21 protein-coding genes are annotated in these 22,925 nt (G+C 46.5%); 10 read left to right on the top strand and 11 right to left on the bottom strand.

Annotated features, from left to right (window positions below; genetic code table 11):
- Window positions 1–5 precede the first annotated feature (5 nt).
- The 7 genes from galU to SUN_RS09995 all read right to left on the bottom strand — a co-directional run bounded on the left by galU (window position 6) and on the right by SUN_RS09995 (window position 8,384).
- Window positions 6–833 (bottom strand): UTP--glucose-1-phosphate uridylyltransferase GalU, encoded by an 828-nt coding sequence (gene galU / locus SUN_RS10025; protein WP_012083704.1) that lies wholly within the window; start codon window positions 831–833, stop codon window positions 6–8.
- 134 nt (window positions 834–967) lie between these two features.
- Window positions 968–2,182, bottom strand: coding sequence for a glucose-6-phosphate isomerase (locus SUN_RS10020; protein ID WP_012083703.1), 1,215 nt, complete (start codon window positions 2,180–2,182; stop codon window positions 968–970).
- Complete coding sequence (locus tag SUN_RS10015) at window positions 2,179–3,603, bottom strand: phosphomannomutase/phosphoglucomutase (protein WP_012083702.1); 1,425 nt, start codon at window positions 3,601–3,603, stop codon at window positions 2,179–2,181. The genes SUN_RS10020 and SUN_RS10015 overlap by 4 nt, the downstream gene beginning before the upstream one ends.
- Before the next feature lie 112 nt (window positions 3,604–3,715).
- On the bottom strand, window positions 3,716–4,756 hold the full coding sequence (gene galE, locus SUN_RS10010; RefSeq protein ID WP_012083701.1) for a UDP-glucose 4-epimerase GalE: 1,041 nt from the start codon (window positions 4,754–4,756) through the stop codon (window positions 3,716–3,718).
- A 12-nt stretch (window positions 4,757–4,768) separates the two neighbouring features.
- A complete protein-coding gene (locus tag SUN_RS10005) occupies window positions 4,769–5,350 on the bottom strand; it encodes a YfaZ family outer membrane protein (RefSeq protein WP_012083700.1) in 582 nt (193 codons plus the stop codon).
- Between the two features lie 216 nt (window positions 5,351–5,566).
- Window positions 5,567–5,818: a cbb3-type cytochrome oxidase assembly protein CcoS gene (gene ccoS / locus SUN_RS13400; protein WP_012083699.1), complete on the bottom strand. Its 252-nt coding sequence runs from the start codon at window positions 5,816–5,818 to the stop codon at window positions 5,567–5,569.
- Between the two features lie 148 nt (window positions 5,819–5,966).
- A complete protein-coding gene (locus SUN_RS09995; RefSeq protein WP_012083698.1) occupies window positions 5,967–8,384 on the bottom strand; it encodes a heavy metal translocating P-type ATPase in 2,418 nt (805 codons plus the stop codon).
- A 71-nt stretch (window positions 8,385–8,455) separates the two neighbouring features.
- Between SUN_RS09995 and SUN_RS09990 the strand changes: the two genes are divergently transcribed.
- Window positions 8,456–8,845: a hypothetical protein gene (locus tag SUN_RS09990; RefSeq protein ID WP_148154693.1), complete on the top strand. Its 390-nt coding sequence runs from the start codon at window positions 8,456–8,458 to the stop codon at window positions 8,843–8,845.
- A 150-nt stretch (window positions 8,846–8,995) separates the two neighbouring features.
- Here the strand turns inward: SUN_RS09990 and gdhA are convergent, their stop codons facing one another.
- Window positions 8,996–10,357: an NADP-specific glutamate dehydrogenase gene (gene gdhA / locus SUN_RS09985; RefSeq protein ID WP_012083696.1), complete on the bottom strand. Its 1,362-nt coding sequence runs from the start codon at window positions 10,355–10,357 to the stop codon at window positions 8,996–8,998.
- Window positions 10,358–10,566: 209 nt separating this feature from the next.
- Here gdhA and rho point away from each other — a divergent pair, with 209 nt between their 5' ends.
- Both rho and murI read left to right on the top strand, forming a co-directional pair.
- Window positions 10,567–11,892, top strand: coding sequence for a transcription termination factor Rho (gene rho / locus SUN_RS09980; protein WP_012083694.1), 1,326 nt, complete (start codon window positions 10,567–10,569; stop codon window positions 11,890–11,892).
- Window positions 11,893–11,904: 12 nt separating this feature from the next.
- A complete protein-coding gene (gene murI, locus SUN_RS09975; protein WP_012083692.1) occupies window positions 11,905–12,702 on the top strand; it encodes a glutamate racemase in 798 nt (265 codons plus the stop codon).
- 17 nt (window positions 12,703–12,719) lie between these two features.
- Here the strand turns inward: murI and trpS are convergent, their stop codons facing one another.
- From trpS to SUN_RS09960, 3 genes are all read right to left on the bottom strand, one after another.
- Window positions 12,720–13,679, bottom strand: coding sequence for a tryptophan--tRNA ligase (gene trpS / locus SUN_RS09970; RefSeq protein WP_012083690.1), 960 nt, complete (start codon window positions 13,677–13,679; stop codon window positions 12,720–12,722).
- A gap of 259 nt (window positions 13,680–13,938) precedes the next feature.
- The gene (gene der, locus SUN_RS09965) at window positions 13,939–15,342 is read right to left on the bottom strand and encodes a ribosome biogenesis GTPase Der (protein WP_012083689.1); all 1,404 of its coding nucleotides are present in this window, start codon (window positions 15,340–15,342) and stop codon (window positions 13,939–13,941) included.
- 138 nt (window positions 15,343–15,480) lie between these two features.
- Complete coding sequence (locus SUN_RS09960) at window positions 15,481–16,671, bottom strand: mechanosensitive ion channel family protein (protein WP_012083688.1); 1,191 nt, start codon at window positions 16,669–16,671, stop codon at window positions 15,481–15,483.
- Between the two features lie 65 nt (window positions 16,672–16,736).
- On the opposite strand from SUN_RS09960, the gene SUN_RS09955 reads away from it, so the two are divergent.
- From SUN_RS09955 to SUN_RS09925, 7 genes are all read left to right on the top strand, one after another.
- A complete protein-coding gene (locus SUN_RS09955; protein ID WP_012083687.1) occupies window positions 16,737–17,477 on the top strand; it encodes a DUF3108 domain-containing protein in 741 nt (246 codons plus the stop codon).
- 91 nt (window positions 17,478–17,568) lie between these two features.
- The gene (locus SUN_RS09950; protein ID WP_012083686.1) at window positions 17,569–18,471 is read left to right on the top strand and encodes a DMT family transporter; all 903 of its coding nucleotides are present in this window, start codon (window positions 17,569–17,571) and stop codon (window positions 18,469–18,471) included.
- 18 nt (window positions 18,472–18,489) lie between these two features.
- Window positions 18,490–19,290, top strand: a complete 801-nt coding sequence (kdsA, locus tag SUN_RS09945; protein ID WP_012083685.1) for a 3-deoxy-8-phosphooctulonate synthase — start codon at window positions 18,490–18,492, stop codon at window positions 19,288–19,290.
- Between the two features lie 111 nt (window positions 19,291–19,401).
- On the top strand, window positions 19,402–19,872 hold the full coding sequence (gene ribH, locus SUN_RS09940; RefSeq protein WP_012083684.1) for a 6,7-dimethyl-8-ribityllumazine synthase: 471 nt from the start codon (window positions 19,402–19,404) through the stop codon (window positions 19,870–19,872).
- An 81-nt stretch (window positions 19,873–19,953) separates the two neighbouring features.
- Window positions 19,954–20,346, top strand: a complete 393-nt coding sequence (gene nusB, locus SUN_RS09935; RefSeq protein WP_012083683.1) for a transcription antitermination factor NusB — start codon at window positions 19,954–19,956, stop codon at window positions 20,344–20,346.
- Window positions 20,347–20,411: 65 nt separating this feature from the next.
- Window positions 20,412–21,473 carry a dehypoxanthine futalosine cyclase gene (locus tag SUN_RS09930; protein WP_232501328.1) on the top strand — a complete coding sequence of 354 codons (1,062 nt, stop codon included), beginning with the start codon at window positions 20,412–20,414 and terminating at the stop codon, window positions 21,471–21,473.
- Between the two features lie 171 nt (window positions 21,474–21,644).
- Window positions 21,645–22,883, top strand: a complete 1,239-nt coding sequence (locus SUN_RS09925) for a M16 family metallopeptidase (protein WP_012083680.1) — start codon at window positions 21,645–21,647, stop codon at window positions 22,881–22,883.
- Window positions 22,884–22,925 lie beyond the last annotated feature (42 nt).

The raw sequence follows: 22,925 nt of genomic DNA, 5'->3' as shown, positions 1-22,925 counted from the left end.
GAACCTTAATGTAAATTTCGATAAAAATAATTCGTAGCCTCAACAAATCCATTAACCGAACCACAGTCAAAACGCTTGCCTTTGAATTTATAGGCAATGACCTTTCCCTGTTTTGCCTGCTCAAGCAGTGCATCGGTAATCTGGATCTCCCCGCCTTTACCCGGCTGGGTATTACGCAAAATATTGAAAATATCGGGTGTGAGGATGTAACGTCCGATGATGGCCATATTGGTCGGTGCATCTTCAGGGTCCGGTTTTTCTACCATATCTGTCACTCTGTAAGTGTCATCAGTATTGTCAACAAGGTTTCCGGCAATGATGCCGTATTTGTCGGTTTGATCCATAGGTACTTCTTCGATGGCTATAACAGAACATTGATATTTTTCATAAACTGCCACCATTTGTTTCAGTACAGGGTCATTTCCATTGTTGTTACAGAGGTCATCTGCAAGAATGACGGCAAAAGGTTCGTTTCCTATGAGTGTTTCCCCCGTAAGGATGGCATGTCCCAAACCTTTCATCTCTGTTTGTCTGGTATAGGAAAAGGTACATTGGGCAATGAGTTCACGGATCTCATTGAGCAGTGGTTCCTTGGAGGTACCTTTGATCTGATGTTCCAGTTCGTATGAGATGTCAAAGTGGTCTTCTATCGCACGTTTCCCTCGACCTGTAACAACAGCCATAGTAGTGATACCAGCCTCAAGTGCTTCTTCAACACCATATTGTATAAGAGGCTTGGTGAGGACAGGGAGCATCTCTTTGGGGGTGGCCTTTGTAGCAGGGAGAAAACGGGTTCCATATCCTGCAGCAGGGAATAGACATTTTTTGATCAAGAAAGCCTCCGTAGGAGGCGGTTATTGATACCCCTCCATTTATAGATTATTAAGAATATTATAGCGAATTAGTATTTAGCGGCGGATAATTGATAGAAGTGCAGGAGTAATATTCTTGTGCCATCAAGCAGAAATCATTCTTGCAATTTCTTCTTCAAAATGATCTTCCCTGCTTCAACTCCCGGTTGATCATACGTATTGACATCGATGAGTTCACCGACCAATGAGGTGAGAAGTTCATAGTAAAAGATGAGAGAACCAATATTGGCTTCGTCGGTTTTGGGAATGCTGATCAGGTCGATGGGAATGTCGTTTTCATTAAGCAGGGCTTCCATGACAGAATCGCATTGCATATTGATTAGCTTTTCAAAAGGAAGGCCGTTGAGAACATCCAGTGATTCCAAATGTGGCAGACTGATATCCGGTATGGTAATGGCGTCATTGAAATCTTCGATTTTGATGAATGTGACTGATTTATCTCGTGTCCCTTCCATAATGAGCTGGAGGAAGGAGTGCTGGTCTTTTGGACCGATGAGTCCGATAGGGGTCAGGCCGACATGGAACGCCGAGTGTCGCTGATGTTTGCCCAGACTTTCCCCCCAGAGCTGGACATACCATTCGCAGAAATATTTGAGAGATTCGGAGTAGGCAAAGATACAGTTGATATGATAATGGGCATGATTTTTAGCATAATAGGCTGCTTTTTTTAATAGTGTATCCTTGAGATATCCGTCATTGAAAAAACTCTCTTTGACAATACGAGCACCATTTAACAGGGCTTGAATATCTACACCGCAGAGTGCGAGTGGAACGAGCCCAACAGTTGAAAGCACAGAGAAACGTCCTCCTATATTGTTCGGCAGATGAAGAACAGATGCATCGATTTCTTTTGCATAATGTTCCAACGGTGAGTTTGGATCTGTGATGAACGTATAGGATGATGGATTACTGTGTAGTGAATAGATATATTTGTAGATGGAGAAGGTCTCTACCGTAGTTCCAGATTTTGAAATAACAAGAAAATGTGTGTTTTCAAGATCGATCTTTGAAAGAAGCGTGGTAATGTTAATGGGGTCTGTACTTTCAAAGAAATAAAGTTTTCTCTTGAGTACTTTGACAGGTTTCACGAATTCATAAACGGCTTTAGCGCCGAGTGAACTTCCTCCGATTCCAATGACTACGATCGTATTGATTTTATCTGGGATCGTTTGGTAATAATGCAAAATAGGAGAGATATCCTGATCGGGAAGGGTATAGTATCCTATCGTAGGCTGTTCTTTTTTTATTGATTCAAAAGCATGTTGTTGTATCTGCTTGTTTTCAGAAGAGAAGTAGAGTTTGTTGATCATAATAATACTTTTGCACTCTCTATTAATTGATTGACTTTCTCTTCATACTCTTTTGCCAATGTTTCATCTGTTGATTCAAAACGGGTGACAAGTACGGGAGTGGTGTTGGAAGCCCTTACCAGGCCCCATCCTTTGTCAAAGTTGATGCGTACACCGTCCACGTCGATGATGCTCTTGATGACAGGGAAATCTGCAGGAGGGTTTATAAGCAGTTCTTTGACTTTGTCGATGATGGCGAATTTCTCTTCTTCCGTGGTCTCTACGTTTAGCTCCTCGGTCGAGTAGACAGTCGGGAGTGCTTCTATCTCTTTGTCTAAGTCTATACCCTCAGCGATGAGCTCAAGCATACGCAACGTGGCATAGATGGCATCGTCATAGCCAAAATAGCGGTTCTTGAAGAAGATATGGCCGCTGACCTCGCAGGCAAGGTCCGCATTGGTCTCTTTCATTTTGACTTTGAGGTTCGAGTGGCCGGTTTTGTACATGATGGCTTTGGCCCCGCGTCGTTCAAGCTCATCATACATGACCTGTGAACATTTGACTTCTCCGATAACGGTAGGGTTTTCCATCTTCATGGCATAAAGCAGTGCCATCTGGTCGCCTTTGATGTTGTGTTTGTGCGTCAGTACCGCGATACGGTCGGCATCACCGTCATAGGCAAAAGCGATGTCCCCCTCTTTTTTCAAAGCAGCTTTAACATCGGCAAGATTCTTTTCTACCGAAGGGTCCGGGTGATGGTTTGGGAAAGTACCGTCCGGTTCACAATAGAGCCCGGTATAGTTGAACTGTAGAGCATCGAATATATCTGTAATAACCGTATCTGCCACGCCGTTGCCACAGTCGATGACGATCTTCTTGTCCAGGCCCTTTAGATGGCTGAACTCTTTGATCATAAAATTGATGTAAGGGGTCTTGACATCGATATCGATCTTCTCTGTATCGTCAGGCACAATCCTGGCCTGATCGGCGATTATGGCGTCTCCGAGTGTGTAAATATCCTCACCAAAGAAAGGTGTTTTATCAAGGGTGATCTTGAAGCCGTTATATTCGGAAGGATTATGTGATCCCGTTATCATAATGGAAGTGTCGGGGGATGCTTCCAAGTGAGGAGTGAGGAGTGAGGAGTGAGGGGTTTTTGGGTTGAGATCTTCGATCTTTTGATAGTTACTAAAGTAGTTTACCGGAGTGGCTACCATGCCCATGTCAAGTACTGTACAGCCTGCTGCGTTGAGTCCTGAGGTGAGATAATCTCTTAAAACAGGGGAGTGTGACCTGGCATCGTAACCGATGGATACTGCCTTGCCTTTACCAATCTTCTGTCCCAGGTGGTAGCCTATGAGTTTTACAGATTGTTCGTTGAGCTCTTTGTTGTAGATGCCCCTGATATCGTATTCACGAAAGATGGATTTGTTGATTGGCATAATTATCCTTGAATAATGTTTTGTCAAGTATAGCAAAAGAGTGCTACGTGTTACGAATTACGTGCTGCGAAAGAGACAAAAGCAATGGTATTATTCGTAATAGCACGTAACATTAGCGATAGCCTTGCGGATTCTTTTCCTGCCATCTCCAGCTGTCTTTGCACATTTCATCGATTCCCTTTGTCGCTTCCCATCCCAATACCTCTTTGGCATAAGAGGGATCGGTATAACATTTGGCAATATCACCGGGACGTCTTGGCGCGAAGCAGTAAGGTACTTCTTTACCGGAAGCTTTTTCAAATGCCTTGACCATGTCAAGCACGGAATACCCTGTACCGGTACCAAGGTTAATGGTCATGACCTTATTGAAATCCTTGAGCCTGTCCAGGGCCTTGACATGTCCGTCAGCCAGGTCCATAACATGAATGTAATCACGTACACCTGTACCGTCATGGGTCTCGTAGTCGTCACCGAAAACGCTCAGGCAGGAGAGCTTTCCAACCGCTGTCTGGGTAATGTAGGGCATAAGGTTGTTGGGGATGCCGCTGGGATCTTCGCCTATGGTTCCCGAGGGGTGGGCACCTACGGGGTTGAAGTAGCGAAGCAGAACGATCTTCCAGTTGTTGTCGGCTACATAGAGATCGCGTAGTATCTCTTCGATGAAGAGTTTGCTTCTGCCGTAGGGATTCGTCGCAGATGTCGGAAAATTCTCCGTAATCGGTGTCGTTGCAGGATCTCCGTATACCGTAGCGGAAGAACTGAAAATGATGGACTTGCAGCCATGTTCCTGCATCACTTTACAGAGTGCGACAGTGCCGTACACATTGTTGTCGTAGTACCTGAGAGGCTGTTCTACAGATTCACCCACGGCTTTTAGGCCCGCAAAATGGATGACTGCATCGATCTTGTGCTCATTAAAAACAGCACGAAGATCAGCTTTGTTCCTGATATCACCTTCAATGGTCGGGATCTCTTTGCCTACGATCTTTTCAACCCTTCGGATACTTTCTCTTGAAGAGTTGCAGAAGTTGTCAAAGATCACCACATCATAGCCTGCTTCAACAAGCAGGATGATTGTATGGGAACCGATATATCCGGCACCGCCGGTAACGAGAACGGTTGATGGCTGATAGTCGCTGCTTGATGGTGACATTCAGTAATTCCTTTAGAAACTAAGTTTTAATCCGCCGTAGAAGCTGTCATTGAAGTTGTAATCACCATAGGTGTAGTCAGTATCGATATTTCTGTAGCCTACAAAAACGTGCGTATTGGAAATCACCTCCATGTCGGCGCCGATCCTGAATTCACTGTAGTCCTCTCCGTCGCTGAACGTAAGTACGGAAGGGGCATAGGCAAAATTGGCAAAGAAAGAGGTGGTCGGAATGGTGTCTATGAGTGGTAGTGCATAGTTCGCGCGCACAAAAAGAGGAAGTGCCGCAAAGCTGTCAGCAAACACGCCTTTTGCTCCGAGTGCGACGGAAAGGCCTTCTACTCCAGGCAAATCATTCTGTCCACTGAAACCAAGGGTAAAGAGATGCTCGCCGTTGTCATTGTCATTAGCTCCGGAGTAAAGGTAGGTCCCGCTGATCACATAGGTGGTCCCGCTCGAATAGTCTGCAAGTGAATTGAAGTTGACCTCCCCGATTAGTTCAACATCTTCATTGTTGATGTCAAGTCCAATGCCTGTTTCTGCCTGTAGAAAACCTGTAACTAATAATGATGAGAGTAGAATTTTTTTCCAGTACATGTTGTTTCCTTGTTAATATTTATTCATATTATAACGAGAAACAGGTTAAAGGTAATTTTTATGAAAGTGAGTTAATGGAAAAGTTAATGTCATCCTGAATTTATTTCAGGATCTTGCTGACTGCATAGGTCTATGAGGGATTCTGAAACGAGTTGCCCATCGGAAATGCCCTTGGGGTGTAGAATGACGTAATGGTAAAATTGAGTTGTTCGTATATCAGTCCGCCGGCATATAGTTTTTTTTCTTCTCTTCGGCTTCCTGTGCCTTTTTTTTCTTCCGTGCTTTTTTCTTCTCTTCCATCATTACTGCATCTCTGAGGTCTTCCTCGTTGTCATATCGGGCAGCATCGATGAATTTGGACTTGTCATCGAACTGGCCTGTTTTAACGCCCCACAGCAAAGCGGCCAGGCCTGTAGCACCCAGAAGTGTGGAGATGCCGATCATGACTATGATGATGTTGTCAGACACTATGCACTCTTTGAGTGCAAGTGAATAGTGAATAGTGAATAGTGCGCCCGACCGGAGGGACAAGTGCCCTTGGGGTAAAGAGTGAATAGTGGAAACATTCATGTATCCTTTTTACGTGATGATTTTAAAATTATAACCGTGAAACACTTTAATGCTCATTCTTGAATTTCAGAAACTTGATCCGCATCGAATTGCCCACGACGATGAGGGAACTTAAACTCATGGAGAGGGCTGCAACAAGCGGATTGACGAAGCCTGCCATGGCGAGTGGTACAGCAACGAGGTTGTAGAGCAGTGAAAAACCGAGATTCTCCCTGACAGCCCGATAGGTACGCTTGGAGAGCCTGTAAGCTTCATAGATACTTTGCGGTTTTTCGTCCATCAGTACGACGTCACTGACAGAGATGGCTACATCCGCACCGTTACCCATAGCGATGGCGATGTCTGACTTGGCAAGCGCGATGGTGTCGTTGATGCCATCTCCAGCCATAACGACGATGTGGCCTTCCTCATGGAATCTGTCGATCATCTCGGCTTTCTGCTGTGGGAGAAGTCTGGCATGGACATGGTCTATCCCTACGGCTTCGGCAACTTTATCGGCACTCTTTTCATGGTCACCGGTGAGCATGACCACTTTGATCCCAAGAGAGCGGATGTTTTGGATTGCTTCTCTTGCCCCTTCCCGGATGGTATCGCTTAATTTGAATTTTGCCATCAGCTTGCCGTCAACTGCAAAATAGAAAAGGGTATTTTCAGAAGTTTCGTCACATGCAATGTCGAAATCTTTCATAAAAGAAGCGTTCCCTCCGACAAGTTTCTGACCATTATACACAGCTTCGATCCCCTTGGCCTGAATGGTTTTGACCTTGTCAAGGGTGAGTGTCTGGAATGTATCTTCATTACCTTCGAGATATCTTTTGATCCCGTTGGAGATGGGATGGTTCGAAGTGGAGACGAGGGCATATAGAAGATATGCATCGTAGTCGTGGTAACGCTCTTCGTTTACAACGGAGGGTTTCCCTTCTGTAATGGTACCGGTCTTGTCGAGTGCAAGCAGGTTGCTTTTGGCCATGGTCTCCAGAAAGCCTGCTTCTTTAAAGAGGATGTTGCGTTTGGCAGCCATTCCGATGCCCACCAGTGTAGCCATAGGGGTTGCCAGTCCCAGGGCGCAGGGACAGGCGATGACGATGACAGAGATACCGATGATGAGCGCCTGTTCAAATTCCCCGGCAAAGAACCACCACCCGGCAAAGGTCAGCAGGGCAATGATGAGAATGATGCTGGAGAAATACCCTGAGACGGTATCGGCAAGCTGCTCGATACGTGGCTTTTTGGTAATAGACTCTTCCAGAAGTGAGACAATGGAGTGGAGCAGGGAAGAGGAGGCGTCTTTGGTCGCTTCGTAACGTATTACTGAATCAAGACAGATGGATCCGCTCAGAATACTGTCGCCTTTCTGCTTGAAGACCGCTTCGCTCTCTCCTGTAAGAGAGCTTTCGTCGAAGGAACCTTCTCCTGAAGTAACGACACCGTCAATGACCACTTTTTCACCGGGTTTCAGCTCGATGATATCCCCCAAAGAGACATTTTCTACGGAAACGAGTGCTTTTGCATCGTTCTGGATCACGGTCACTTCGGTGGGTGTGCTTCCCATGATGGAGTCAAGCGTATCGACGGCATGTTTTTTGCTGAGAACTTCGAGGTATTTGCCTACCAGAACAAAAGTGATGATCATGGCGACCGAATCGAAATAGACCTCGCCTCTCTGCGTGACCATGGCATAGATGGAGTAGAGATAGGCCGAAAGTGCACCGGAGGCGACGAGGGTATCCATATTGACTATTTTGTTTTTGTAGCCGTAGTATGCTCCCCGGAAAAAGACCCAGCCGCTGTAGAAAAGTACAGGTGTAGCCAGAATGAATTCGGCAACATTCAAAATATCTTTGAAGCGCTGTTCCATACCGCTGAAATAGCCGGCATAGTGGGCAATAGCGATCCACATAATGTTCATGGACCCAAAGACAGCGACCAGGATACGGGAGTAGTATTCTTTTTTTGTCTTGTTTGCCCGTTCCTCCTGCAGTGCAGGATCATAAGGGTAGGCGTTGTATCCGATGGAACGGATGGTCTCTATGATCTTCGAGAGCTGGATCACATCAGGGTCCCAGACCACTTTGGCTTTGTTGTTGGTGTAATTGATGGTCGCTTCGATGACCCCGTCTGTTTTATGCAGTACCTTTTCATTGAGCCAGACACAGGCGGAACAGTGGATACCTTCTATGATGAGATTGATCTCGTACAGGCCATCCTCATGCTCCTTGATGTATTTGTTTTTGAAGCCTTCAAGATCGAATTTTTCCAGGTCTTCACTGCTCTGTACGGCCGGTTGCAGCTCTGTGTCACCCAGTTTGTCGTAGAATGTGTCAAGCCCCTCATCTTCAAGCAGATGGTAAACTCCCTGACATCCTTTGCAGCAGAAGTAGAGCGTTTTACCATTCTTCTGTTCGGTAATCATGACGGATTCGTCAAATTTCAGGTTGCAGTGGGTACAGGCGATCTGGGCCAAATGAGTCCTTAATATATTGTGTACAGGTTTATTTGTGTTCGGATTTTATCCAAATATGGGTAAAATTTGCCATGCAAACGGCAATGACATTCACCATAATATTGGTATTTCTTGAACTTTTTGAAGCTTTTATGCAGCGATCAGATACGCTTTACGGAGTTATGGAAAGACTCTATGGCTGGTATCAAAAAAGTATTTTCCTCTTTTTTGCAATGCATCCGGCATTCTATTTCATACTTTTCGTGGTCATAGCGACCAATACACTCAACATTTATATGATCCTGATATTGTCATTCAAGATCTTCGACCTGTTCTACAAGCTGGAATTGATCAAAAAGATATTCATGAGGGGTGATGTACCTCAGGACCTGGCTGCCATGCTGGAATGGAAGATCCCTTCATGGTTTTTTCTGATGGGGGTGGCACTGTACCCGCCGTTGTTGTATTACGGCCTTATGTAGGGTGCTGTGCCCCCACAGCACCATTTATGTTCATGCGAAAGATATATTACATCTTGTTTTGAAGTGGTGCCGTCAGGGGACAGCACCCTACGGTTTTTATAGCATTTTTTCAGTTTGCCTAAAGTAAAAATGTGTGAAACATTCCATCATCTACACGGCTCCCTGATCGATCATCGAGTCCGCTACTTTCCTGAAGCCGGCAATGTTCGCACCTGTGACCAGGTCGCCTTCCACACCGAACTCTTTTGAAGTGTTATAGGCGGTATCGAAGATGTTACGCATGATCTGGCGGAGTTTTATGTCCACCTCTTCAAAACTCCAATTCTCCATACTGGCATTTTGGCTCATTTCAAGCTGACTGGTGGCAACACCTCCGGCATTGGCCGCTTTCCCCGGCCCGAAAAAGACTTTATGCTCCTTTAAATACTCGACTGCATCAGGCGTGGTAGGCATGTTGGCGCCTTCATTGACGAGTATGCATCCGTTGGAAACGAGTGTCTTGGCATCTTCAAGGTCGAGTTCGTTCTGTGTGGCACAGGGAAAAGCGATATCACAGGGGGTAGCCCATGTCTGGTGCCGTCCTTCAGGGTAGTGGCTGACAGGCGTGTAAACACTGTCAGGATGTACCTGTGCATAAGCTTCAAGTGACTGGTGGTTGATCTCTTTGATCGCTTTGAGCGAATTGACATCGATCCCTGTTTTATGATAGATTGTTCCTTTACTGTCACTGCAGGTCACGGGGATCGCTTCCATCTCATAAAGTTTTTCAATAGTATAAATAGCCACATTTCCCGAGCCCGATACTGTACATATCTTTCCTTTAAGCGAATCATCGTATTTGGTCAGAATATTTTCCGCAAAGTAGACGGTACCGTAGCCGGTCGCTTCTTTTCTGGCATTGGAACCGCCCCAGTTTATCGCTTTCCCTGTAATGACACCTTCAAAATGGCCTGTCAGCTTTTTGTACTGTCCGAAGAGGTAGCCGATCTCCCTGGCGCCCACACCGATATCTCCGGCAGGCACATCTCTTGTCTTTCCGATATGTTTAAAGAGTTCGGACATAAATGCCTGGCAGAAACGCATGATTTCATTGTCACTTTTCCCCTTGGGATCGAAATTACTCCCACCTTTCGCACCGCCTATCTGCAGTCCGGTCAGGGCATTTTTGAAGATCTGCTCGAAACCGAGAAACTTGATGATACCGAGGTTGACGGTAGGGTGGAAACGCAGCCCGCCCTTGTACTGGCCTATGGCTGAGTTGAACTGTACCCGGTATCCGAGGTTCGTCTGTACCTTCCCGTTGTCATCTATCCAGCAAACACGGAAGATAATAGTCCGCTCTGGCACCACGATTCTCTCCAGAATGTTGTGCAGGTCATAGCGGTTGTCTTCCTCAAGCAGGGGGATCAGAGAATGAAGTACCTCATGCGCCGCCTGATAGAACTCTTCCTGCCCGGGACTGTAAATTTGAATATGCCGCAATACTTTATCGATATGGGATTGGACTGACATGAGGGTATCTCCTGATTTTAGATTATCCGATTTTATCAGGATATCGCTGTAAGTTTGACATTTCAGCCAAAAAGGATTATAATACACTCACTACACAAGAATAATCTATTGCCGCTAAAAGGCGGTGGTAAACATTATCCGTGCACAATCTTCAGGGAACCTAATTTATTAAAGCTCCCTTCAATTTCATATCCAACACAAGAGGAACAATGAGCGATAACAACAAAAAACCTGCCAGTGGCAACCATGCCGGTAGAAAGAACAGAACACACGTCCCCGTACAGGGCTACAAGATCGAAGACCTTCAGCAAAAACCTTTGGATGAACTCGTCACCATTGCCAAAGAGGTCAAGGTAGAGAACCCCAACGAATACCAGAGACGCGACCTGATATTCGAGATCCTGAAATCACAGGTGAACCAGGGAGGATTCATCCTCTATACGGGTATCCTCGAAGTGATGAATGACGGATACGGTTTCCTCCGTTCCATCGACGGGAACTTCGCAAACTCAAGCAACGATACTTACGTCTCTGCGACACAGGTGAAGCGTTTTGCCCTGAGAAACGGTGATATTGTGACCGGTCAGGTACGTCCTCCAAAAGATCAGGAGAAGTACTATGCGCTGCTCAAGATCGAAGCGATCAACTATGTGGCGCCTGAAAAATCCAAGCAGAGACCGCTTTTTGACAACCTGACACCGCTCTATGCCAATGAAAAACTTAAACTCGAATACAATCCTATGCGAATGACAGGCCGCGTGCTTGACCTCTTTACTCCTATAGGAAAGGGACAGAGAGCCCTGGTCGTTGCACCGCCGAGAACAGGTAAGACGGAACTGCTCAAAGAGTTGGCACACGGGATCACGCATAACAACCCGGATGCTTCATTGATGGTACTGCTTGTAGACGAGAGACCCGAAGAAGTTACAGATATGCAACGCTCGGTTAAGGGTGAAGTCTATGCCTCCACGTTCGACCTTCCCGCACAGAACCATGTCAGGACCGCTGAGATGGTCATCGAGAAAGCCAAAAGACGCGTGGAAATGGGGAAAGATGTCATCATCCTTTTGGATTCGATCACCAGATTGGCGCGTGCCTACAACACGGTAACGCCCAGTTCGGGGAAAGTGCTCTCCGGTGGTGTCGATGCGAATGCGCTTCATAAACCCAAAAGGTTCTTCGGTGCAGCAAGGAATATCGAGGAGGGCGGCTCCCTGACCATCATCGCCACTGCACTTATAGATACGGGTAGCCGTATGGATGAAGTGATCTTTGAAGAGTTCAAAGGTACGGGTAACTCCGAAGTGGTACTCAGCCGCCACGTTTCAGAAAGACGTATCTACCCTGCGATCGACGTGACGAAGTCCGGAACCAGAAAAGAAGAGCTTCTCACAGACCCTGAAACACTCCAGAAGGTCTGGGCGCTCAGAAATGCGATGCAGAACATGGAAGAGGTGGAAGGACTCAAGTTCCTCTTCTCCAAAATGATGAAGACAAAGAGCAACGAAGAATTTCTTTCAATGATGAACGAGTAGGGCTGCCTTTCTATGCGTGTAGGTGTCTTTGATTCCGGGTTGGGCGGTCTGACGGTAGTTCAGGCACTCAGCCGGGTGATCAAAGGTGCCGATATCTTCTATGTAGCCGATACGAAACATGCACCTTACGGTGAAAAAACTCCCGAACAGATCCTCCAGTACAGTCTCAATATCACAGCTTACTTCCTTGACGAACACCAGATCGATGTACTTATCATTGCCTGCAATACGGCAACTTCCGCGGCAGTAAAAACACTGAGAGAAAGATACCCGGAACTGATCATCATCGGTACGGAACCGGGGATCAAGCCGGCCCTTGAACAAACAAGGACAAAAAATATTGGTGTGCTCGCAACGCCTGCGACACTGGTGGGTGAGAAGTATCAGGATCTGGTCAATGTGCTTTCGGCCAAAGAAGAGGTTACGCTTTATGAACAGGCGTGCCCCGGCCTGGTGGAGCAGATCGAAAACGGCGAGATAGAGAGCGGAAAAACGCATGACATGCTCGAAGGATGGCTCCATCCTATGCGTGAGAACGATGTTGATACGATCGTGCTCGGATGTACCCATTATCCGCTGGTGGCACACAAGATCGAAGAGATCATGAAGAGAGAAATGAACCTGATCCATACAGGAGATGCCATTGCAAAGCGCCTGCTTGCTTTGGCAGAGGAGAAAGGCTATGAGAACAGGGGAAAGTTCTCTCTATGTATCATGAGTACGGCGAAGATCGATCAGGAGATCATCAAACAGATCATTCCCGAATATGACTGCTTCAAATTTATTTCCGTTAAAACATCCAATTTTTAACTTTTAATTTCTGATTTTCACAGTCCTATAGCGGCTCTGACCTGTTCCATCTTGGCATCGGCGATACACTTCGCCTTTTTGGCACCCATGGCCAGGATGTCATTGACCTCGTCCATATGGTCGAGGTAGTAGGCCCTTTTCTCTCTGGCTTCGGCCAGCTCTTCCCAGATAAGCTCTTTGAGATATTTTTTGAAGTGTCCGTATCCCTCTTTCCCGCTTTTGTAGCGTTCCTGAAGTTCCTGTTTCTTTGCATCGTCCAAAAAGAGTGCCGAAAGGTTGTAGATGTTGCAATTCTCCCATTCCAGTGGCTCGCCCAGCGGTGTGGAGGAACTGACAATCTTGTTGCATCTCTTCTGTAAGGGTTTTTCATCCATGAAAAGGTCGATGGCATTACCGTAACTCTTGCTCATCTTCTGTCCGTCTATGCCTGGGACGGTGGCGACCTCTTCCGCGACCATATGCTCAGGCAGGGTAAAGAGCTCACCGTATTCGTTGTTGAACTTGATGGCGATATCTCTTGTCATCTCTACGTGTTGGATCTGGTCTTTGCCTACGGGGACCTTTTCGACATCATATAGCAGAATGTCTGCGGCCATCAGTACAGGGTAGGAGAAGAGCGCATGGCTGGCAGGAATCCCTTTGGCCACTTTGTCTTTGTAGCTGTGTGCACGTTCCAGCAGCCCCATCGGTGTGAACTTGGAGAGTATCCAGTAGAGTTCGAGGACTTCGGGTACATGGCTCTGTACCCAGAAAGTCGTTTTCTCGGGGTCGATACCTATGGCAAGATAGTCCACTGCGGCTTCGACCGTGTTCTGTCTGAGTGTTTCGGCATCCGTGGAAGAGGTAAGTGAATGGTAGTTGGCGATGAAAGTGAAGAGTTCATGCTCTTCCTGAAGTTCGACCATCGGTTTCATAGCACCGAAGTAGTTCCCGATGTGAAGTTTGCCCGAAGCCTGGATTCCTGTGAGTACGCGCATTTTTGAATTCCTGCTGTAATTTTTGCAAAATTATAGCAGGAGAATTAGAAATTAGAAATTAGAAATTAGAAATTGGGGTATGCTTTTTTCAAAAAGCTTGCTATTTTAAAGTATGTGTGGTGTGCAGAATGAGTAAACAGGCACCAAATGAGAAGCAGATTTGTTTTTATTGTTAGAGTTTGATCCCTTCGTGGGTCACTTCGTTCCACCACTCTGGTTCCGTAGCTAAAATCGTGAAGCAGTTCACGATTTCTTAACGCTACTCATCTTCTTCGAAGCGTTCTCCGCGTTTTCTGGCAACGATATCCAGCGGTACACCTTCGAAATCGAATTTGCTTCTGATGTAGTTTGCCAGGTAACGCTTGTAGGAGAAGTGCAGGCCGTCGGGACGGTTGGTGATCAGTGCGATCTTTGGCGGTTTGGTCTCGTACTGTGTGGCGAACTTTATCTTGACCAGTGCACCGTTGTATGATGGGACATGGTGGCGTTGCATGGCTTCCCTGAGTACGTCGTTGAGCTTGGAAGTAGAGATACGCTGCTTGTATCTCTCATAGATCGCCGTGATCTGGTCGAGAATCTTGTTCACGCGCATGCCGGTCTTTGCCGAGATGGTGATGAGTGGGGCATAGTGCAGGAACTTTAGCTCGTCACGGATGTCGTCCACCGCCTCTTCATACGTCTTTTCGCCGCGGATGTCCCACTTGTTGATAACGATGAGCGCACTGAGTCTGAACTTTTCTATGAGTCCGGCCACTCTTTCATCCAGCTCTGTCACACCGACTGTAGCATCGATGATAAGAAGGGCGATATCCGCTTTTTCGAGCATCGCTTCCGTACGGCCCAGAGCGTACTTCTCTATACCGACGATCTTGCTTCGTTTTCTGATACCGGCTGTGTCCACAAAGGTGATCTCATAGTCATTGTGTTCTATCGTTTCATCGATAGGATCGATGGTCGTACCGGCGACATCCGATACTACGGAGCGCTCTTCCCCGAGCAGGGCATTGAGCAGGGAACTTTTTCCTGTATTGACCCGTCCGATAATAGCCACGCTGATCTTGTTGTCCGCCTCTTCAGCGGTACTGTTGATATCGCGTACGATCTCCTCGAAGGGATCGATCTCATCTTCTGTCAGTTCAAGCGGTTTTTTTTCTTCTACAGCCGGAATATACTGTTCCAGCCAAGCGTAGAAGTCGTTGAAATAACGGTTATGGCTCACCGACATAGGGAAGGTGGCATCGGCACCGAATTCAAGGAATTCCCAGTAGCGTTCTTCCTCTTTGTCGTTGTCGATCTTGTTGACTACAAGCGCAAGCGGTTTGCCCAGTGCCTGAAGTTTGTAGAAGAGTTCCCTGTCCTCTTCATCGGGCAGGGTCTTCCCGTCGACCATGTAAATGATCACATCAGCCATATCGGCTGCCTTGAGCGAGAAGTCCGCCACTTTGGAGAAAAGTTCTGAGGAGTAGTCTATTCCTCCGGTGTCTATGACTTCGAATTCCCGGTTGCCTGAAATGGTCACAAGGCGTTTTTTGATATCGCGTGTTGTACCGGATACATCAGAGGTAATGGCATCTCTCTGCCTGGCAAGACGGTTGAAGAGGGAACTCTTTCCGACATTGGGACGGCCGAGTATGGCTACTTTTGTTAGGTTGTGTTCTTGCATGAATATTCTTTCTGTAGATAATTGATGCAATTATAGCAGAAAATAACGTAGGTCGGGATGCCCTCGTCCCGACAATCATTCGCATATGAGTTAATTTATACGAAGTTGATAAGGATGTTGGGGTAAGGTTACCCCAACCTACGATTGGGCAGGGGGTAATTGTTCCACATAAATACTCTGACTTGGGAAGGCGAAACTGCTGCCGTTCTCTTCGACGATCTGCATGGTTTTGAGGTGAATATCTTCTCTGATCTCAAGGTAATTTGCCCAGTTCGCCGTTGCAGTGAAGGTGTAGATGAAGATATTCAGAGATGAATCTCCAAAAGAGTCAAAAAAGACCATCAGTGAATCTTTCTGACTAATGCCTTTGTGTGAACGAAGCATCGCTTCGATGTCACTTTTTATTTTGATGAGCTGCTGTGAGGTTGTACCATATGTAAGTCCGATATGCATTTTGATACGGCGGATACCTCTGCGTGAGAAATTCTCTATGGGCTGGTTGGCTACCAGTTGATTTGGAACAGTAATAAGTGTTTTCTGAAAAGAGCGTATCTTGGTCGTACGCATTCCTACATCTTCCACTACCCCTTCCACACCTCCGACTTTTACCCATTCACCGATACGGATGGACTTGTCGGCAAGCAGGGCAAAAGAACCGAAAAGATTGGCGGCTGTATCTTTTGCTGCCAAAGCAAATGCAAGACCACCCAGTCCCAAAGATGCAATGAGCGCAGTGACGTTAATACCCCATGTCTGCAAAATGGCAGCCAGTCCGATACCGCCGACGATGATCTTGAGTATCGCAAGAATAAAGTTTCCCATCTCTTTGGAAAGATCGGGGTTGAACTTTGCCGTCACATCGTAAATCAGTTCGCGCAGAGCTTCGATAATGGCAAGTATAGCCCAGAATAGCGCATAGATTACCAAAGTGTTGAGTATATGTTTTATAAACTCCGTTTCTTTGAAAATCAGCAGAAAGAAAAAGTGCAGGCCTATGATGATGAAGCCAAAACGTAGAGGGCCTTTCAGTGCCGAGATAATACGGTCATCGTAAAATGTTTCCGAATGTTTGGCAAGTCTCTGTAAAAATGCCAGTACAATGCGGGTAAAGAATTTTCGGAGAAGCAATATGAATAGAAAGACAAAAATGGCCAATACAAAATTTGCCAGAGGGATATCAAAGATCATCTGCTGGAAGAATTCCCCGTATTTTGATGTATACAACGGGATAAGCAGGTTTTGTACATCCTGGGCAAATCCCATATCAAGACCGTCAACGACATTGAGCACATTTGTCAGATTCTGTTCTGCACTGCTATTTATATCCATAAAAAAGTTCCTCCACGTTTTATCCACATAATTATAGTAAAATATTATTCAAGTAGGAGCAAACAGTGAAGAAAACAATACGCTATGTACTTTTTATGATCTTTGCAGCATCCGGCGTGCAGGCAAAAGTGCTCGATGCGACATACAGTGTCAGCTACGGTATGTTCGGACAGCTCGGTATTAGTAAAGCGCATCTCGAGACAAAAGGGGATACTTATGTCATAGAAGCAGGGGCCAGAACAACAGGCATCGTCAAAAAACTGAGCAGGAACCGACAGGAGAAGTACATCAGCAAAGGGCACATTGTCGACGGTATGCTGATCTCCGATTCGCTGCAGGTGATCAGGAGTTACGGTGACAAATATGCTGAAAAGATCTATACTGTCGACCATCAGAACAGAAAAGTAACGAAAACCTCCATAGCGAAGAAAAAGGGAAAGGTTTACAGGAACGAAACGAAAGAGCTTGATTTTTACTCTCAGGATGATCTGCTCACACTCTATTTCAATTTATCAAAGAAGATGGATCTGGCAAAAGCCGGGACCTATGAGCTGAGTGCGGTCGGCGCAGAGAAGCAGAACGGAAAGGTGAAAATAGTGATTCCTGATGATAACAGACAGGTTGATTATGAAAAAACACTGGGGAAGGGAGACTTTTGGTATTTGACGGCCATCGTTTACCAGAAGATATTCGAGAGCAACAAAGGTGAATTAATGATCGCCATCGGCAAAGACGGGATCGCCCAAAAAGCTGTTCTGAAAGACTTGATATTGTATGGTGACTTGGTGGCAAAAAGGATCAAATAACTTCTACTTTCAAAACAAAATCGATTGAAATGTCACTGAATGCTCCTTTTTATGCTAAACTTCCGAAAAAATTAATCAAGGCAGACCGCAAATGACTCAGATCATCAGGAACATGGACAGAGGTATCCTTTTTATGCTGCTGGCATCACTCTCGTTTGCTTTCATGGGTGGCTTCGCCAAAGTGGTCTCTCAGATCCTGCCTCCTGTTGAGGTGACTTTTTTCAGAAATATCTTCGGTGTGGTGCTTGTCGGGATTTCCATTTACAAAGTGCCGTTAAAACAGACAGGCGGTAAGTTCCTGCTTCTGATCTTTCGGGGCTCCATGGGCTTTGCCGCACTGCTGGCATACTTCTACATCATGGCGCATATTCCTCTCGGGGAAGCGGTGACCTACAACAAAACTTCTCCGATCTTCGTGGCGATCTTTGCCTATATCTTTCTGAAAGAGAAACTGCCTCCCCCGGCGATGATCGCGATCGTGATCGGCTTCGTCGGTATTGTGCTGATCGCACAGCCACAGGGAGGCAGTTTTGACAAATACGATATCCTGGGTATCTTTTCGGGTATCGGTGCGGCCCTGGCATACACGTCTATCAGGGAACTTCGAAGATATTACGATACCCGGGCCATAGTCATGTCCTTTATGGGCGTAGGAACCATAGCACCGCTCTTTTTGATGCTCATCACACCATATGTAAGCGTCCCGGAGGGATTCGACTGGATGTTCGCAAAGTTCGTGATGCCCGAAGGAATAGCATGGCTTTATGTGACCGCCGTGGGTATTTTCGCCACGATGTCTCAACTTCTGATGACCAAAGCCTATGAACTGACCAAAGCGGGGATCGTAGGGACCATCTCCTACAGCAATATCGTCTTCGCTCTGATCATAGGGACACTGCTTGGGGACCCCATTCCTGATTTTTGGACAATTTTGGGTATAATCCTGGTTATTGTCTCAGGGCTGATGGTCGCGTTGGTCAAAGAGAAACCGTAAGCAAAGAATGGAGTTGATATGATACTGATCGCCGGACCCTGTGTCCTTGAAAGCCGTGAGAATGTAATGCGTATAGCCGAGTCACTGGGGAAATATGATGATGACTGTACCAAGGATTTCTACTTCAAAGCGAGTTTTGACAAGGCTAACCGTACCAGTCTGGACAGTTTCAGAGGCCCCGGCCTGGAAGAAGGCCTCAAAATGCTGCAGGAGGTCAAAGAGCAGTTCGGTTACAAGATACTGACCGATGTGCATGACTATACACAGCCCGCAGCGGTGGCTGAAGTGGCGGATGTTTTGCAGATACCGGCATTCCTTTCCCGCCAGACAGACCTGCTGGTAGCCGCGGCAAAGACCTCTGCTGTAGTGAACATCAAAAAGGGGCAGTTCCTTGCACCGGCGGCTATGGAACACTCTGTAGCCAAAGTACTTAAAACCAGAGGGTTTGACGGTAAGGTGAATTACGAAAATGCCGAGAAATACAATGTCTGGCTGACAGAACGCGGCTCGAGCTTCGGGTACGGGAACCTGGTGGTCGATATGCGCGGATTGGTCACTATGCGTCAGTTTGCACCAGTGATCTTCGATGCGACACACTCGGTACAGATGCCTGCATCAGGCGGAGCAAGCAGTGGAGGAGACAGTTCTTTTGTGCCATATCTTTCACGTGCGGCCGCAGCAGTCGGTGTGGACGGTTTTTTCTTTGAGACCCACTTTGATCCAAGCATCGCTTTGAGTGACGGCCCGAATATGATAGAATTGCAAAAACTTGACGGGTTGATCGAGCAGATTGATGCCATACGAAGTATCGTAGAATAACTGTAGCGTTGGCTTTAGCCGACCATTGAAAAAATTGGAACCAACGGCTTCAGCCTCGGAAGTTCGGGACTAAAGTCTCCGATTCCAAAATAAATTTAAAGAAGGACAAAAATGAAAATAGTAGAAGGAAATCTTTCCGTAGACAAAAGTAAAAAAGTAGCGATTATCAATGCAAGGTTCAACCACTTCATTACAGACAGACTGGTGGAGGGGGCAAAAGATGCCTATGCAAGACACGGCGGGAACCCTGAAGAGCTTGACCTGATCCTCGTACCGGGTGCTTTCGAAATCCCGTTCGCTCTGGACAAAGCTCTGGCATCAGGGAAATACGATGCCGTATGCTGTCTTGGTGCCGTGATCAGAGGTGCAACACCGCATTTCGACTATGTTTCAGCAGAAGCGACAAAAGGCGTGGCCAACGTCACGCTCAAGTATGGGAAGCCGGCGACCTTTGGTGTACTGACCGTTGACAGTATTGAACAGGCGATCGAAAGAGCTGGAACCAAAGCTGGCAACAAGGGTGCTGAAGCGATGGCAGGACTGATCGAGCTTATCAATCTTTACGGATCATTAGAAAAATAATATGTCAATGACGTAGGGTGTGCAATTGCACACCGTTGTAAATATTGTGGTGTGCAATTGCACACCCTACAAAGGAAACAGATGGCAACAAGACATCAGGCAAGAACAGCGGTTGTAGGGCTACTTTACGCTTATGACCTGGGCAATGAGAACATTGCCAAATTCTCCGATGAGATACTCGAAGAGGACAAGATACGCAACAAGCAGAGAGATTTTTCGCATGACCTTTTTGACGGGACCATAGAAAATCTTGAAATGCTCGATGCTGAGATAGAGAAACATTTGACCGACTGGGATTACGATGCTATCGGTAGAGTGGAAAAAGCCATTTTGCGTCTGGGTGCCTACGAGATCCTCGTAGCCAAAACAGACAGGGCTATCATCATCAACGAAGCGGTGGAGCTTGCGAAATCGCTTGCAGACGAAAAATCGCCGCAGTTCATCAACGGCGTGCTGGATGCGATAGGGAAATAATGGTAGGGTGTGCAACAGCACACCATTAATAAAGGTGTGCTGTTGCACACCCTACGGAGAATGATATGACAATGCCAAAAACAGAACGCATGACCATTGACAAAGCCGTCGATCTCATAGAGAACGCCGATCTCAAAACACTGGGCAAAATGGCCCTGGCACGTAAAAAAGAGATGCATCCCAAGGGGGTGACCACTTTTGTCGTGGACAGGAACATCAACTATACCAATATCTGCTGGGTCGACTGTAAATTCTGTGCCTTTTACACGCATGAGAAGAAGGAAGATGCCTATATCCTCTCTTTCGAGGAAATCGACCAGAAAATCGACGAACTTGTCGCCATAGGCGGAACGCAGATACTTTTTCAGGGCGGGGTACACCCCAAACTTGAGATCGAATGGTATGAAGACCTGGTCGAGCACATCCATCAGAAATATCCGCAGGTCACCATTCACGGTTTCTCTGCCATTGAGATAGACTATATCGCACGTCGATCTAACCTGAGTATCTCCGAAGTGCTTGCACGACTCAAGGCCAAAGGGCTCAGTTCCATCCCGGGTGCCGGAGCGGAGATACTTTCCGACAGAGTACGCGACATCATCGCACCCAAGAAACTCGACAAGGATACCTGGCTTGAAGTACACAGAGAAGCTCACAAGCTGGGCATCAAATCGACAGCGACCATGATGTACGGGACCGTAGAGACGACCAGAGAGATCGTGGAGCACTGGGATTACGTGCGTCAGCTTCAGGACGAGACAGGCGGTTTCAGGGCTTTCATTATGTGGTCCTACCAGAGTGACCATACACAGCTCAAAAGAGAATTGCCGACCATCACCAAAACGACTTCCAATCAGTACTTGCGTTACCTGGCCGTGGCAAGGCTTTTTTTGGACAATATCCCCAACATTCAGAGTTCATGGGTAACACAGGGTTCCTATATCGGCCAGATGGCACTGCTTTTTGGTGCGAACGATCTCGGCTCTACCATGATGGAAGAGAACGTTGTCTCCGCTGCGGGTGCGAAAAATGAAATGAACCAGGAAGAGATGGTGCGATTGATCCGTGATGTAGGGGAGAATCCTGCAAAACGTAATACGGCGTATGAAATTTTGGAAAGATTTTAATTCGAAATATTGATGATATTTATTTTATCATATTTCGGGTTTAATGCGTAGGGTGCTGTCCCCTGACGGCACCTTTGCAGTTTATATACATGGTGCTGTGGGGACACAGCACCCTACGAGGTTCTTATGAAAAAAATTGTTTTATTATTTGTATTATTGCAAGGAGTGCTGATGGCAGAGACGGTAAAAGAGGTTAAGATTAAAGATACGCAGGTTCCTGTGGTATTTGAAGAGGGGAATTTCATTCCCATTGTCTCTTTGCAGCTGGTCTTCACCAATGCGGGTCACCTGAGCAATACCAAAGACGGTCTGGCAGATATGTCGGCAAAGCTTTTGAACGAGGGTACAAAAAAAGACGGTTCTGTTGGTTTTGCACAGAAACTCGATGACCATGCCGTGGATGTAACGGCACATGTGGGACGGGAAAGTTTTGTCTTTGAAGTCTCTGCGCTCAAAAGCGAATTTCCCTATGCGATAGAAAGGCTCAAAGAGCTACTGAAAGACCCGAACTATACCCCGGAGGCACTTGAGCAGGTGAAACGCCAGAAGATCGGCTGGCTGACACAGAAGAAGAGTGATTTTGACTACATCGCGGCAACGAAACTAAGAGAGATACTGTTCAAAGGTACGCCGCTGGCCAGACCGTATGATGGAACGATCGAAAGTGTCAAGTCCATTTCGCTTGACGATATCGAGAACTTCGTCTCTACACACTTGGGCTACAACAATGCTATAGCTGTCATAGGAGGAGATATCTCCTTTGATGAGGCAGAAAAATATGTGAATGAACTTTTACCACTGTTGCCCAAGGTAAAAAAAGAGAAGACTCCCTGGTTTATTGCCTCCGATAAAAAAGAAGTAGTACTCATCCCTGAAGATACGCAGCAGGCATATATCTATTTTGGAGCGCCATTCGACTACACCTACAAAGAGAAAGACCAGTACAAAGCAAAGATCGCAGAGTATATTCTCGGCGGGGCAGGGTTTGGTTCAAGACTGATGGAAGAGATACGCGTCAAGAGAGGGCTGACCTATGGTGCATACTCAATGCTGCGACGTACCAAATACGCTTCCTATCTCAGCGGTTATCTCCAGACGAAACTCAGTACACAGGATGAAGCCAAGGCGCTGGTACAGAAGGTTGTGGATGATTTTGTCAGCAAAGGGATCACAGCCGATGAGCTTGAGTCTGCCAAAAAATTCCTTGTAGGAAGTGAGCCGCTCAGAATGGAAACACTCAGTCAGAGACTTAACCGTGCCTACAACGAATTCTACTATGGCAGGCCGCTCGGTTTCTCCAAAGAGCAGCTTGAAAAAATCGAGACCGTGACACTTGATGAGATGAACGCTTTCATTACATCACATAAGGAGTTGTCAGATCTTTCATTCTCTATCGTGACGAAAAAATAATATCTATTTCACGTAGGGTGGATGGATCCACCCTACACGATA

Origin of the sequence: Sulfurovum sp. NBC37-1 (assembly GCF_000010345.1) — a bacterium.
Lineage (GTDB): Bacteria > Campylobacterota > Campylobacteria > Campylobacterales > Sulfurovaceae > Sulfurovum.
Note: the sequence above shows the minus strand (reverse complement) of the source record. Positions and strands in the feature narration are given on the sequence as shown.

What these genes read in the sequence shown, in the direction of transcription:
- SUN_RS10020 (WP_012083703.1), bottom strand. Translation starts at nt 2,182, where the DNA reads ATGATCAACAAACTCTACTTCTCTTCTGAAAACAAGCAGATACAACAA.
- SUN_RS10015 (WP_012083702.1), bottom strand. Translation starts at nt 3,603, where the DNA reads ATGCCAATCAACAAATCCATCTTTCGTGAATACGATATCAGGGGCATC.
- galE (WP_012083701.1), bottom strand. Translation starts at nt 4,756, where the DNA reads ATGTCACCATCAAGCAGCGACTATCAGCCATCAACCGTTCTCGTTACC.
- SUN_RS10005 (WP_012083700.1), bottom strand. Translation starts at nt 5,350, where the DNA reads ATGTACTGGAAAAAAATTCTACTCTCATCATTATTAGTTACAGGTTTT.
- SUN_RS09990 (WP_148154693.1), top strand. Translation starts at nt 8,456, where the DNA reads ATGCAAACGGCAATGACATTCACCATAATATTGGTATTTCTTGAACTT.
- gdhA (WP_012083696.1), bottom strand. Translation starts at nt 10,357, where the DNA reads ATGTCAGTCCAATCCCATATCGATAAAGTATTGCGGCATATTCAAATT.
- rho (WP_012083694.1), top strand. Translation starts at nt 10,567, where the DNA reads ATGAGCGATAACAACAAAAAACCTGCCAGTGGCAACCATGCCGGTAGA.
- murI (WP_012083692.1), top strand. Translation starts at nt 11,905, where the DNA reads ATGCGTGTAGGTGTCTTTGATTCCGGGTTGGGCGGTCTGACGGTAGTT.
- trpS (WP_012083690.1), bottom strand. Translation starts at nt 13,679, where the DNA reads ATGCGCGTACTCACAGGAATCCAGGCTTCGGGCAAACTTCACATCGGG.
- der (WP_012083689.1), bottom strand. Translation starts at nt 15,342, where the DNA reads ATGCAAGAACACAACCTAACAAAAGTAGCCATACTCGGCCGTCCCAAT.
- SUN_RS09960 (WP_012083688.1), bottom strand. Translation starts at nt 16,671, where the DNA reads ATGGATATAAATAGCAGTGCAGAACAGAATCTGACAAATGTGCTCAAT.
- SUN_RS09950 (WP_012083686.1), top strand. Translation starts at nt 17,569, where the DNA reads ATGACTCAGATCATCAGGAACATGGACAGAGGTATCCTTTTTATGCTG.
- kdsA (WP_012083685.1), top strand. Translation starts at nt 18,490, where the DNA reads ATGATACTGATCGCCGGACCCTGTGTCCTTGAAAGCCGTGAGAATGTA.
- ribH (WP_012083684.1), top strand. Translation starts at nt 19,402, where the DNA reads ATGAAAATAGTAGAAGGAAATCTTTCCGTAGACAAAAGTAAAAAAGTA.
- nusB (WP_012083683.1), top strand. Translation starts at nt 19,954, where the DNA reads ATGGCAACAAGACATCAGGCAAGAACAGCGGTTGTAGGGCTACTTTAC.
- SUN_RS09930 (WP_232501328.1), top strand. Translation starts at nt 20,412, where the DNA reads ATGACAATGCCAAAAACAGAACGCATGACCATTGACAAAGCCGTCGAT.
- SUN_RS09925 (WP_012083680.1), top strand. Translation starts at nt 21,645, where the DNA reads ATGGCAGAGACGGTAAAAGAGGTTAAGATTAAAGATACGCAGGTTCCT.